The 12694-nt window shown below is 70.4% G+C and carries 12 protein-coding genes; 5 read left to right on the top strand and 7 right to left on the bottom strand.

The window, feature by feature from the left end:
* Window positions 1–34 precede the first annotated feature (34 nt).
* Both JN22_RS07900 and JN22_RS07905 read right to left on the bottom strand, forming a co-directional pair.
* Complete coding sequence (locus tag JN22_RS07900; protein ID WP_085553357.1) at window positions 35–436, bottom strand: MerR family transcriptional regulator; 402 nt, start codon at window positions 434–436, stop codon at window positions 35–37.
* Window positions 437–571: 135 nt separating this feature from the next.
* The gene (locus JN22_RS07905) at window positions 572–892 is read right to left on the bottom strand and encodes a PsiF family protein (protein WP_085553358.1); all 321 of its coding nucleotides are present in this window, start codon (window positions 890–892) and stop codon (window positions 572–574) included.
* A gap of 399 nt (window positions 893–1291) precedes the next feature.
* Between JN22_RS07905 and JN22_RS07910 the strand changes: the two genes are divergently transcribed.
* The 3 genes from JN22_RS07910 to JN22_RS07920 all read left to right on the top strand — a co-directional run bounded on the left by JN22_RS07910 (window position 1292) and on the right by JN22_RS07920 (window position 4124).
* Window positions 1292–1918, top strand: a complete 627-nt coding sequence (locus tag JN22_RS07910; protein WP_085553359.1) for a class I SAM-dependent methyltransferase — start codon at window positions 1292–1294, stop codon at window positions 1916–1918.
* A 62-nt stretch (window positions 1919–1980) separates the two neighbouring features.
* Entirely contained in the window at window positions 1981–2826 is an 846-nt protein-coding gene (locus tag JN22_RS07915; RefSeq protein WP_223677616.1) for a uroporphyrinogen-III synthase, read from the top strand.
* Window positions 2827–2960: 134 nt separating this feature from the next.
* Window positions 2961–4124, top strand: a complete 1164-nt coding sequence (locus JN22_RS07920) for a cytochrome-c peroxidase (protein WP_085553361.1) — start codon at window positions 2961–2963, stop codon at window positions 4122–4124.
* A 58-nt stretch (window positions 4125–4182) separates the two neighbouring features.
* Here JN22_RS07920 and JN22_RS07925 read toward each other — a convergent pair whose 3' ends face one another.
* The 4 genes from JN22_RS07925 to JN22_RS07940 all read right to left on the bottom strand — a co-directional run bounded on the left by JN22_RS07925 (window position 4183) and on the right by JN22_RS07940 (window position 7429).
* On the bottom strand, window positions 4183–4347 hold the full coding sequence (locus JN22_RS07925; RefSeq protein ID WP_179166075.1) for a hypothetical protein: 165 nt from the start codon (window positions 4345–4347) through the stop codon (window positions 4183–4185).
* A 161-nt stretch (window positions 4348–4508) separates the two neighbouring features.
* Complete coding sequence (locus tag JN22_RS07930) at window positions 4509–5066, bottom strand: hypothetical protein (protein ID WP_085553362.1); 558 nt, start codon at window positions 5064–5066, stop codon at window positions 4509–4511.
* Between the two features lie 242 nt (window positions 5067–5308).
* Complete coding sequence (gene ccoG / locus JN22_RS07935; RefSeq protein WP_085553363.1) at window positions 5309–6778, bottom strand: cytochrome c oxidase accessory protein CcoG; 1470 nt, start codon at window positions 6776–6778, stop codon at window positions 5309–5311.
* Window positions 6779–7003: 225 nt separating this feature from the next.
* Window positions 7004–7429: a YqaA family protein gene (locus JN22_RS07940; protein WP_085553364.1), complete on the bottom strand. Its 426-nt coding sequence runs from the start codon at window positions 7427–7429 to the stop codon at window positions 7004–7006.
* A 253-nt stretch (window positions 7430–7682) separates the two neighbouring features.
* Here JN22_RS07940 and JN22_RS07945 point away from each other — a divergent pair, with 253 nt between their 5' ends.
* Window positions 7683–9572: a PAS-domain containing protein gene (locus JN22_RS07945; protein WP_085553365.1), complete on the top strand. Its 1890-nt coding sequence runs from the start codon at window positions 7683–7685 to the stop codon at window positions 9570–9572.
* 158 nt (window positions 9573–9730) lie between these two features.
* Here the strand turns inward: JN22_RS07945 and JN22_RS07950 are convergent, their stop codons facing one another.
* A complete protein-coding gene (locus JN22_RS07950) occupies window positions 9731–10624 on the bottom strand; it encodes a hypothetical protein (RefSeq protein ID WP_085553366.1) in 894 nt (297 codons plus the stop codon).
* Window positions 10625–11038: 414 nt separating this feature from the next.
* Here JN22_RS07950 and JN22_RS07955 point away from each other — a divergent pair, with 414 nt between their 5' ends.
* Window positions 11039–12631, top strand: coding sequence for a Do family serine endopeptidase (locus tag JN22_RS07955; protein ID WP_085553367.1), 1593 nt, complete (start codon window positions 11039–11041; stop codon window positions 12629–12631).
* Window positions 12632–12694 lie beyond the last annotated feature (63 nt).

Genomic DNA, 12694 nt, shown 5'->3' on the forward strand with positions numbered 1-12694 from the left:
TGGGGTTTTTCTGGTGATTGTTTCGGGGCGGGCGTCATTCGGCGGCCGCCGCCTCGCAGGCGGCGAGCCGCCGTTCGGCGTCCCGCTCCATCAGCTTCAGGTCGCTCACGATGTCGGCGATCTCCGCCTGCATCCGCTCCAGCGCCGACAGCCGGCCGCGGATCTTGGCCAGCCCGTCGCGGTACTGGCAGGCGCTGGGCCGGCCGGAGCGGTAATGGGCGAGATATTCGGCGATCTGGTCGAGCGAGAAGCCGACGCGGCGGAATTTCAGGATCAGGATCAGGCGCGCCCGGTCGCGGTAGGTGAAGACCCGCCGTCCGGCGGCGCGCTGCGGCGACAGCAGCCCCTTCTCCTCGTAGAAGCGCAGGGCCTGCGGCGTCAGGTCGAACTCCGCCGCCAGCTCCGTCACGCCATAGATCCGGCTTCTGTCGGCCATGAAATGTCTCCCTTGCCGGCGATTTCGACAGGAACCGCCGGCAAAGTCAACGGCCAAGCATAAAGTGTGCTTTAGGTCCTCCGGGTGGACGGGTGGACGGGTGGGCGGGCCGGGCGCCGTCGCGGCGGCGGGGGCTCAGCCCTTCAGGCAGGCGCTCATGAAGGCCTTGCGGTCGTCGCCGGTCTTGCCGGTCGCGTCCGCGTTGCACTTCTTCATCCGCTCCTGCTGCGGGGTCATCGTCTTGGCCGTGGCGGCGGCGGCCGGCTTGTTGGACAGGCAGGAACTCATGAAGCTCTTGCGCTCGTCGCCCTTCAGGCCCTTGCCGGTCGCGTCGGCGTTGCAGGCCTGCATCTTTTCCTGCTGCGGGGTGGCGGCCATGGCCGGCGTCCCGATGGCGGGCGCTCCGACGGCGAGGGCCAGGACGAGGGCGGATGCGGCGATGCCAAAAGTCTTCATGGTGCGTTCCTCCCGGCCGTGAAAACCGCCGTCGTCCCGGTGCGGGGCGCGTCCATCGCGGGGTGGCCTGACGATCCGAGAATCGCACGGTCGGCAAGGAACGCCAAGGGAGCGCTTGGAGGGGGGACGAGTCTTCATGCCGGGGGGAAAGGAAGACGACGCCATGAACTCCGCTGCGCCAGGGCGATGGGTTTTTGATCGATCGTTCAAAATAAACAGAAGGCGGAAAGTCGCCGGACTCGGCCGCCAAGAAGAATGGGAGATCATCTTGCGATTCCGGCCGGTTCCTCCTTCCGTGTCACTTTCATTGCGGCGGGAAGCCGGTTATGGTGCGGCCGCGCCGGCCTGGCGGCTCGTCGGCCGCGACTCTCGGGACGCTGGAATGGGAGAGCAGAGGACATGGACGCCGATTCGATCCGCGCCGCCTACCGCCGCTACGCCGGCTTCTACGACCGGGTGTTCGGCGTGCTGCTGGCGTCGGGCCGCCACGCCGCGGTCGCCTGGCTGAACCGCCGGGGCGGCCGGCGCATCCTGGAGGTCGGCGTCGGCACCGGGCTGTCGCTGTCGGACTACCGCAAGGACAACCGCGTCGTCGGCATCGACCTGTCCACCGACATGCTGAAGGTGGCGCAGGAGCGGGTGGCGCGCGAGGGGCTCGACCATGTCGAGGGGCTGCTGGAGATGGACGCCGGCAAGCTGGCCTTCGCCGACGACAGCTTCGACGTGGTGGTCGCCATGTATGTGATGACGGTGGTCCCCGACCCGCAGGGCACCATGGCCGAGCTGGAGCGCGTCTGCAAGCCGGGCGGCGACATCGTGATCGTCAACCATTTCGCCGCCCCGCGCCCCGGCATCCGCCGCGCGGTCGAGGGCTGGCTGGCGCCCCTGTCGAAGAAGCTCGGCTGGCGCCCCGACTTCACCATGGAGTCGCTGATGCAGGGCTCGCGGCTGGCGGTGGAGAGCGTGCGGACCGTGCCGCCCTTCGGCCTGTTCAGCCTGCTGCACTGCCGCCGCCAGAACGTGTGACGGACTACCCCTTGCCGGGATGGGGGTGACGGGGGCGGGTGGCGCCTGCTAGGCTCGGCGGGATGAAACTTGGCAAGCGCGGGGACGGCATGGGCGGCGATCTGGCGGGGCGGCGGATTCTGGTGCCGGAAAGCCGGGACCTCGACCTGTTCGCCGGCATGATGGAGCAGCACGGCGCGGAGACGATCCGCTGCCCGATGGTGAAGATCCTCGACCTCGACGACCCCGCCCCGGCGCGGGGCTGGCTCGACCGGCTGGTGGCCGGCGGATTCCACGACGTCGTGCTGCTCACCGGCGAGGGGCTGCGCCGCCTGATGACGGTCGCCCGCGCCGACGGGCGGGAGGCGGAGGTCGTCGCCGCCCTCGGCCGCACCCGGATCTTCGTGCGCGGGCCGAAGCCGGTCAAGGCGCTGCGCGAGATCGGCCTCGGGCCGTACAAGCTGGCCCCGGCCCCGACGACGGACGGCGTCATCCAGGCGCTGGCCGACGAGGATCTGTCGGGGCGGACGGTCGGCGTCCAGCTCTACCCCGACAACCCCAACGCGGTCCTGCTCGACGCGGTGCGGGCGCGCGGCGGCGAGCCGGTGGCGGTGACGCCCTACCGCTACGCCTCCGATTCCGAAACCGGCGCCGTGGAAACGGCGATCCGCGAGATGGCGGCCGGGCGCATCGATTTCGTCGCCTTCACCGCCTCGCCCCAGGTGCGCCGCCTGCACGAGGTGGCGGAGGCCTGTGGCCTGTCCGACGCCTTCCGCGCGGCCTTCCGCAACACCCGCATCGCCGCCGTCGGCCCGGTGGTGGCCGAGGCGGTGGAGGCGGCCGGCGGCACCGTCGCCGTGTCGCCCGAATCGACCTTCCACATGAAGCCGCTGGTCAACGCCATCCGCGACCTGCTCGCCAGGGAGTAGGGCGGCGGCCGGGAAAAGGGGCGGGCGGCAATCTGCCTCACCCGGCTGCGAGCGATTCTCATGCTTGGTTAAGCCGGAACGCTCATAGTGGCGCCGGTCCGCGGGCTTTGCGGGCCGGTTTCCGGAGTGTCGTCATGCCGATCTTCACCTCGTCCCGTTTCCGCCGCGCCGTCCTGCCCGCCGCTCTGCTGCTGGCCTTCGCGGCGCCCCCCGCCGCGGCCGGGGATCCGCCGACCAGGGAGACGCTGGGCGAGGCGTTGTTCTCCGACACCGCCCTCTCCTTCAACCGCACGCAATCCTGCGCCGACTGCCACAACCCGATGGCCGGCTTCGCCGACCCGCGCGACGGCGGCGTCGGCGGCGCCGCGTCGATCGGGGCCGACGGCAGGTCGATCGGCGACCGCAACGCGCCGAGCGCCGCCTACGCGAAGTTCAGCCCGGCCTTCTCCTTCAACGCCAAGGGCCGCGCGGTCGGCGGGCAGTTCCACGACGGCCGGGCGGCGACGCTGAAGGAGCAGGCGGGCGGCCCGCCGCTGAATCCCGGCGAGATGGGCATGGCCTCCAAGGAGCAGGTGCGGCAGCGGCTGGCCGAGAATCCGTCCTACGCCCGCGCCTTCGTCGCGCTGTACGGCACCGGGGTGCTGGACGACGCCGGCCGCGCCTTCGACGCGATGAGCGACGCGATCGCCCGCTTCGAGGAAACCGACGCCTTCGCCCCCTTCGATTCGAAGTACGACCGCTACCTGCGCGGCGAGTACAGGATGTCGCCGGAGGAGGATCTGGGAATGACCCTGTTCTTCTCGACCCAGTTCACCAACTGCAACCTGTGCCACCAGTTGAAGCGGATCCCGGCCTCGCCGGGCGAGACCTTCACCAACTACGAGCACCACAACATCGGCGTGCCGGTCAACGCGGCGCTGCGCGCGGCCAACGGCAAGGGGCCGAAGCATGTCGATCACGGCCTGCGCGAGAATCCGGCGGCCGCCAGCGCGGCGCAGGACGGCAAGTTCAAGACCCCGACGCTGCGCAACGTCGCCGTCACCGGCCCTTACATGCACAACGGGGTGTTCCAGGAACTCGAAACGGTGGTCCGCTTCTACAACAGCTACAACAGCCGCACCGCCAAGGGGGCGACCAACCCGGAGACGGGCAAGCCCTGGGGCAAGCCGGAGGTGGCGGGCACCCTGTCGATGACGGAGCTGGAAACCGGCCCGGCGCTGGACGACCGCCGCATCCGGGCGCTGGTCGCCTTCCTGAAGACGCTGACCGACGCCCGTTACGAGCATCTGGTCAAGTAGGTCGGGCTGGCCGGACGGAGCCGGCGTCAGCCGTGCCCCGCGTCAGCCGTGCCCCGCGTCAGCCGTGGAGGTCGTTGCGGAACAGTTCCAGGTCCAGCAGCTCCATCCGCATGCGGCGGCCCAGCGGCTTGCGGATGAAGGGGCGGTTGCGCAGGGGACGGCTGAGAACGGCGCGGGCGCGCCCGATCAGGGAGGTGCAGCGGTCGGCGAGGTTCGTGCGCATGTCCGGCTGGTCCTTGGATGGGGCCCGGTGATGGGCCTGCGGGGAGGCGGATGATCGCGGGTGTGACGCTCCATGTCCGATGACCACAGAATGCCCGTGGTCTGTGACAGTTTCCATCGCCCAAAGGTCCAACAGGAAGGTCGGGCTGGGCCGGGGGCCGGTCAGAACAGCACGCCGGTCTGCCGCTTCAGGGCGTCGCGCGCCGCCGGGTCGAGCACCGGCACGCCGGCCCGCGCCTCGAGCATGTAGGCGCCGGGATCGGACAGGGTGCGCAGGGCGAAGCCGACCACGGCCGGCGGTTCGCCGCGCAGCGGCGTGTCGTCGTAGACCGGGGTGAAGCTGCAACCGGACAGCAGGGCGCGCACCATCAGCGCCTCGTCCGACGAGGCGCCGGCCGCCGGGCTGTTGATGCCGAACAGCAGCCGCTCGGCCTCGGCCTCGTTGACCAGCCCGCGCTCCTGCATGATGTCGACCATGGTGGAGCTGGTCATCACCGGCGCCGCCTTGCCCTTCCAGCAGAAGCGGCCGTCGTCCCAGCCGACGTCGAGGCAGCGGAAGACCATGTGCGGCTCCACCGCGCCGGGGGCCGAGGACACGATGTAGTTGACCCGCAGCAGCCCGTTCCACACCCCCGCCGGGGCGACGATGCAGGACAGGCCGTTGCGCGTCAGGCGCAGGTAGGTGTCGTTGATGCCCGAGGGCTCGAAATCGAAGAGCATGGCTGCCTCACCTCGTTCCGGGACGTGCATCCCTCGTTCGATGAGTCAGGTGAGGCGTGCGGCGCGCTCCGCACACTGTCCATGCGTGGGGTTCTCGTTCGGGACGGGGCGAAAAGGCGGTAGGCCGAAGCGGAGGGGCCTCCACCTTTTCGCGGTCGCCTTCGGAGGGGGAACCCCCCTGGCGCTTGCGCCAGAGCCCTCTCCCGCGAGGGGAGAAGGGCTGCGCGGGCCGTGCCCCCGTGTCAGTTTCCTGTCGCCGGCCCCAGGAACACGCTGGCGTGGCTGTCCTTGTCCTTGCTGCCGGTGTCGGTCAGTTGGAAGGTCAGCGGGGTGGAGGCCGCCTTCACGTTCGCCTTGGGGGCGGTGACGTAGACGCGGTAGGTCGCGACGCTGTCCGGCGAGGCGGAGATGGTCGCGCCGTGGGTCTCGGCCGATTCGTCCTCGCCGACCACCTTGACCTCGGCCCCGGTCAGGCCGCTGACGGTCAGGGCGTAGGAGCGCGGCTGCCGGGTCTTGTTGGCGACCTTGAAGGTGTAGGCGTTGCGCAGGCCGCCGTCCGACAGGGCGACGAACAGCGGGGCGCGGTCGCGCAGCACCGTGATGTCAAGCCGGGGGCGCAGCGCGAAGCTCCAGGCCATGGCGCCGCCGATGACCAGCATCAGCAGGGCGTAGATGATGCTGCGCGGGCGGAAGAAGCGCCAGGAATAGGTCTTGCCCTGCGCCCGCGTTTCCTGGGCGGCCAGCGAATCGAAGGCGATCAGCTTGGTCGGCAGGCCCTGGGCGACCATGATGCTGTCGCAGGCGTCGACGCACAGGCCGCAGTTGATGCAGTCGGCCTGCTCGCCGGTCCGCACGTCGATGCCGACCGGGCAGACCTGCACGCACTGGCCGCAGTCGATGCAGTCGCCGAAGCCCTGCGCCCGCCGCTCGTCCCAGCTCTGCGACTTGCGCTTGGGCGCGCGGTTGTCGCCACGGTCGGCCCGGTAGGTGACGACCAGGCTGTGCTCGTCCAGCATCGCGGTCTGGATGCGCGGCCACGGGCACATGTACATGCACATCTGCTCGCGGGTCCAGCCGGCCATCAGGTAGGTCATGCCGGCGAACAGCGCGAAGAAGCTGTAGGATTCGTAGGAGGCCTGGAACGTCACGAGGTCGCGCGCCAGGGCCGGCGCGTCGGTGAAATAGGCGACGAAGCCGAAGCCGGTGACGAGGCTGAGCGCGATCCAGCCGGCGTGCTTGCCGGTCTTGCGCAGCAGCTTGCGCGCGGTCCAGGGCGCCTTGTCGCCGCGGATGCGCTCGGCCCGGTCGCCCTCGAAGACGCGCTCGATCCACACGAACAGGTCGGTCCACACGGTGTGCGGGCAGGCGAAGCCGCACCAGACGCGCCCGGCCAGCGCGGTGGCCAGGAACAGCCCGAGCGCCGCGACGATCAGGATGCCGGTCAGGTAATAGATCTCCTGCGGCCAGATCTCGATCCAGAAGATGAAGAAGCGGGGCGTCGTCAGGTCGAACAGCACCGCCTGGGCCGGCGCGTCGCCGCCGCGCTCCCAGCGGATCCAGGGCGCGATGAAGAACAGCGCCAGCAGGACCGCGAAGGTCAGGGTCTTGAGACGGCGGTAAACACCCTTGACCGCCTTCGGGTGAACTTTCTTGTGGCTTTCGAACAGCGTGAGCGGGGCCTTCTCCGGCTGAACGATGCTTCCGTCTGGCATGTCGAGGGGCCTGGGTTCCGGGACTGAATGCGGAACGGACCATAGACGCCCGCCGTCCCACGGCCATTGACCTCGGTCAACCGGACATGGAATTTTAAAAAGCCTTTATTTTATTACGGCTTTCCGGTGGTGCGTCAATCCGGCTTCCGGGCTCCGGTGATACTGCGCGCGGGGCTCCGGCTCAAGCGTCTTCTTGTGTCAAAACAGGACGTTAGGCGGATGGTGTCATATTGCCGCAATCAGCGCGACGTAGCGTCCGGCCTTGCCCAGCGTGACCAGGAGCAGGAACAGGCGGAAATCGACGCGCAGGATTCCGGCGACCAGGGTCAGCGGATCGCCGATCACCGGAACCCAGGCCAGCAGCAGCGACCAGACGCCGAAGCGGCGGTACCAGCGGGTCGCCCGCTCCACCAGCGCCGGCGACGCCGGAAACCAGCGGCGGTCCTGGAAATGCATCAGGTAGCGGCCGAGCGCCCAGTTGACCGCCGATCCGGCGACGTTGCCGACGGTCGCCACCAGAATCAGCGTCAGGGTGTCGTAGCGTCCCGACGCGTGCAGGCTGGCCAGGAGCAGTTCGGACTGGGCGGGGAAAATTGTCGCGGCGATCAGGGCGACGAAAAAAAGTCCGGCGTAGGCCGCGACGTCGGACATCGGTAAAATCCTTCCCGGCCAGCGGTTTGGGGGATGGCGAAGGGCGCGCAGCGGACCATAAGAGGGTGGGGGTCGGCGATTTCAAGCGGAAAGCGATGGCCGGATGCACGCCTTCCCGCTTGCCCGGCAACCCCGGAGAGACAAGAATGGGCGGAGGGGACGCCATGCGTGTTCACTGCCGGCAAATGCCACTCTGTCGGGAATCGCCGGCAATCTCTGGACTCTGGTCCCCGCGAAGGAGGAACGAGCGCGCATGACCGAAACCGGCTTCGCCCGTCTTGACGCCGACGGGCGGTTGATCTGGTCGAACGCGGCCTTCGCCGCGCTGTTCGCGACCCAGCCGGGGGCGGCGCTCGACGCCTTCCTCGGGCCGGTGGCGGCGGCCGCCCTGCGCGCCGGGGAGACGGTGGCGCACCGGCGGCCCGGCCGGCCGGCGGCCGACCTGTCGCTGGGACGCGGCGAGGGCGGCGGATGGCTGCTGTCGGCCGCGCGGCCGGCGGGGTGGGAGGCGTCGGTGGCGCTCTCCGACCGGGGGGAGGGGCCGTGGGCGCGGACCAGCCTGATCCTGGACTGCCTCAGCCAGGGCGTCATGGCCTTCGACCGCAATCTGCGGCTGGTCGCCTGGAACCAGCGGGTGCTGGAGCTTCTGTGCATCGACCCGGCCTTTCCGCGCTACGAGCAGCCCTACGAGGAGGTCGTCCGCCACATCGCCGAGCGCGGCGGCTACGGCGACGGGGTGGTGACCGATCTGGTGGCGCAGCGGCTCGACCACATCCGCAACGCCTCCTGGCCCTTCTACAACGAGCGCGTGCGGCCCGACGGGGTGATCATCGAAACGGTGACGCTGGCGCTTCCCGACGGCGGCTTCGTCACCACCTACACCGACATCACCGGGCGCAAGCGGACCGAGCGCGAGCTGGCCGCCAGCCGCGAGCTGTTCGAGCTGGCGGTCCGCGCCGCGCACGAGGGCGTCTCGCAATGGAATCCGCAGGCCGGGGAGGTCTGGTTCTCGCCGCAATGGTGGGGCCTGCTCGGCTATGACGAGACGGAGATGGACAACCGCCGCGAGCGCTGGGAGGAGCTGATCCACCCCGACGACGCCGCCGACACCCTGCGGGTGATCGGCCAGATGGCGGACGGGCTGCTGACGGAAAGCCACCTGCTCCAGCGCTACCAGCACAAGGAGGGGCACCGGGTCTATCTCGACACCCGCTCCATCGCCGTGCCGGAGCCCGACGGGCGGGGCTTCCGCGTCGTCGGCTCCCACGCCGACGTGACCGAGGCCGTGCGCTCGGCCGAGGCGGTGCGCGCCGCCAAGGAGGAGGCGGAGCGCGCGCTCTACGACCTGAAGGAGGCGCAGGTCCATCTGATCCAGGCGGAGAAGATGGCGGTGCTGGGGTCGCTGGTGGCCGGGGTGACGCACGAGGTGAACACGCCGATCGGCATCGCCCTGACCGGCGCCTCGCTGCTGGCGGAGAAGACGCGGGGCCTGCGCGGGCTGTTCGAGGCCGGCACCATGCGGCGGGCCGATTTCGCCGATTACATCGACACCGCCGACGAGGCGGCGCAGCTGATGCTGCTCAACATCGAGCGCGCCGTCCGCCTGATCCAGAGCTTCAAGCAGATCGCCGTCGACCAGGCGAGCGAGGAGCGCCGGGTCTTCGAGCTGAGCCATTACATCCAGGAGGTTCTGCGCAGCCTGGGCGTGCGCATCCGCCGTTCCGGCCACGCGGTGACGGTGCTCTGTCCGGAGGAGCTGACGCTGGACAGCTACCCCGGCGCCTTCGGCCAGATCCTGACCAATCTGGTGATGAACTCGATCACCCACGGCTACGAGGCGGGGCAGCGCGGCGCGCTGCGCATCGACGTGACCGAAAGCGCCGACGAGGTGACGCTGGTCTACGCCGACGACGGCCGGGGCATTCCGTCGGATTTGCAGGGCAAGGTGTTCGAGCCCTTCTTCACGACCTGCCGCGACAACGGCGGCAGCGGGCTCGGCCTGAACATCGTCTACACGCTGGTGACCCGGACCCTGCGCGGCCACATCCGGCTCGACAGCCGGCCGGGCGAGGGCGTGACCTTCACCCTGCGCTTTCCGCGCGTGGCCCCGCAACCCATTCTGGCCGAGGCCGCGCGGGCCTGAGCGTGCCGGGCCTGGGCGTGCAGGCAGCCGCCGGCTGGGCGATGGCCGGGCGGGAATTGAAAGCCGGTAGAAAAAGACCCCGAACCGCACAAGCGGAACGGGGTCTTTTAAAGAAACGGGCGACAAATCCGCCCGTTTTGATTTTGAACGCGACGCCTTTACTGCGTGCGGCGCGAGGCGCGGTGGGCCGGAATGGGGATCGGGCGGATCGCCTGTTCCTCGCGCCGGCTGGCCGACATGTCGATCTCGATGCGGGCGAGCGCCTTGCGAAGCTCGTGCACCGTGTCCGACAGGGATTGGATGGTCCCCTCGTTGGGCTGCTGACGCCAGCCGCGGTAGGCCGTGATGCAGGCCTTGGCGGTGTCGCGCAGGCGTCCCTCCACCGCGTCCACCGGCGGGGTCGGCTGGCCGCCGGCCGTGCGCGGCGCGGTGTCCGCCGGAGCGCCGGCAGCGGCTGCCGCCGGTGCGGCGGCCGGCTGCGGAGCGGGCTGCGGCGCCGGCTGGGGGGCCGGTTCCGGACGGTTGAGACGCAGGGTTTCCGTGGACGCCGGGGCGGAGGGCGCGGCCGGAGCCGGCGCCTCGGCCGGCTGGGGCTCCGCCGCCGCTTCCGTGCGCGGCGCACGGGTCAGCGTGGCGCGGCCGGCGCGGGCGGCCGGACGCGGACGGGCCTCGGCGGTGGCTGGAGCCGGGGCGGCCGGCGTCTCGGCGGCGGCACTCACCGCGGGTTCGGCGGCGGCCGGCGCGTCGGCGGCGGCCGGAGCGGAAAGGGCCGGAGCGGAAACATCCGAAGCGGCGGCGGGCGTTTCGGCAGCGGGGGTTTCGGCGGCGTCGCCGCCGGCGGGCTCGCCATCGACCGGCAGTTCACCCTGGCCGGCGGCCTCGGCCTTCTTGATGATGTAGGAGATCGCGCTCGGCGTGCATTCGAACTCGCGCGCGATCGCCGACAGGGTTGCGCCGCCGTGGTAGCGCTCAAGGATTTGAGGCCACGCCGATTGCGGAATGCGCCCGCGCTTCTTGGGAGACTCCGGTTCGCTCCCGGTTTCTGCGTTCATTATATCGCTCGGTTGCCAAAGTGAATTTTGAGTCATTCGTCAGCATGTTGGGCCGGATCGCACGCTTCCGACGCAGAACCACGCGGGCGCGTGCATCGGCATCATCAGGCTTCACGCTGGCGGGCGATGTTTTCGGTACGGATGACTATCGGAAACTCCTCTCGAAAATACCAGCATAACTTTGCAAGGAATCACGAATTTGTGGCCGCGCTGCCGCTCGCGGCAATGGCGCCGCCGCTCGCGGTAATCGTGATGATCCGCGCGATCCGGTTCCGGATTTTTAAAACCCCTTAAAGGCGGGTGGGGCGTGTGGGCAATTTCAAAAGGCGGAGGGACCCGAACGGCGCTCTGGCGTGTTTGGCAGGGTGAACGGGTCCCTGCCGGGCCCCGAAGTCCGTCAGGCGGAGACCGTCCATGCCGCATTCGTCCGTTCTCTTCCGGCGCCTGCCGGCGCTGGCGCTCTCCACCGCGCTGGCCGGCGCGGTCGCCGTGCCGCTGTTCGCGTTTCCGGCCGCCGCCCAGGACGCGGCCCCGGCCCAAAGCCCAGCCCTGGCCCCGGCGCAATCCCCCCTGGTTCCCGCTCCGGGCGCCAGCCAGACCTACGCGCCGCCCTCCTTCGCGGCGCTCGCCCGCAGCCAGGTCGACACGGTCGTCAACATCTCGACCACCCAGGGCGCGCCGGCGGGGGCGGAGGCCCGGCCGGACGTGCCGCCCGGCTCGCCGCTGGAGGAGTTCTTCCGCGAGTTCCGCAACCGGCAGCGCGGCGGTGGCGGCGGCGGCGGTGGCGACGGCGGCCCGCCGTCGGGCCCGCAGGGGATGGCGCTCGGCTCCGGCTTCATCATCGATCCGTCGGGCCTGATCGTCACCAACCACCATGTGGTGGCCGAGGCGGCGGAGATTTCCGTCACCCTGCACGACGGCACCAAACTGGCCGCCAAGCTGGTCGGCAGCGACGCGCCGACCGACCTCGCGCTGCTGAAGGTCGAAAGCTCCAAGCCGCTGACCGCCGCCCGCTGGGGCGACAGCGACGCGGTGCAGGTCGGCGACTGGGTGGTCGCCATCGGCAACCCGTTCGGGCTGGGCGGATCGGTCACCGCCGGCATCCTGTCGGCCCGCGCCCGCGACATCCAGCAGGGCCCCTACGACGACTATCTCCAGACCGACGCCTCGATCAACCGGGGCAATTCCGGCGGGCCGCTCTACGGCACCGACGGCGGCGTCATCGGCATCAACACCGCCATCTATTCGCCGACCGGCGGGTCGGTGGGAATCGGCTTCGCGATTCCCTCGTCGATCGCCAAGCCGGTCATCGACCAGCTGAAGGACGGCGGCAAGGTGCGGCGCGGCTGGCTCGGCGTGCAGGTCCAGCGGGTGACGCCGGACATCGCCGAGAGCCTGGGCATGGCCGACACCAACGGCGCGCTGGTCACCAGCGTCGCCCCCGACGGCCCGGCGGCGGCGGCCGGCATCCGCCAGGGCGACGTCATCACCCGTTTCGGCGACAAGCCGGTCGAGCAGATGCGCCAGCTTCCGCGCGTCGTCGCCTCGGCCGCGATCGGCAGCACGGTGCCGCTGGGGATCGTGCGCGGCGGCAGCCCGAACTCGGTGCCGGTGACGGTCGGCGAACTGCGCAACGAGCCGCAGCAGCTGGCGCTCGCCGGGTCGAGCGGTCCGCCGCGCTCCGCCCAGCCGGACGGGGGCAGGACCGTGCTGGGGCTGAAGCTGGCGCCGCTGACGCCCGGCCTGCGCGAGACCTTCTCCATCGCCGCCGACGTCGAGGGGCTGGTGGTGACCGAGGTCGGCGACAACAGCCCGGCGTCGGAGCGCGGCCTCGACCTCGGCGACGTCATCGTCGAGGCCGGGCAGGAGCCGGTCAACAGCCCGGCCGATCTCGACGCCCGCATCGACCAGGCGCGCAGCCAGGGCCGCAAGACCCTGCTGATGCTGGTCAGCCGGGGCGGCGACCTGCGCTACGTTCCGCTGCCGCTGGAGGAGAAGAAGGGCTGATTCCGCTCCGCCGCCTTCGCGTCGGATGAGCTTGCGGACGGAGCGGGGCAGGACCCCGCCCCG

The organism is Azospirillum agricola, assembly GCF_020005195.1.
GTDB lineage: Bacteria > Pseudomonadota > Alphaproteobacteria > Azospirillales > Azospirillaceae > Azospirillum > Azospirillum agricola.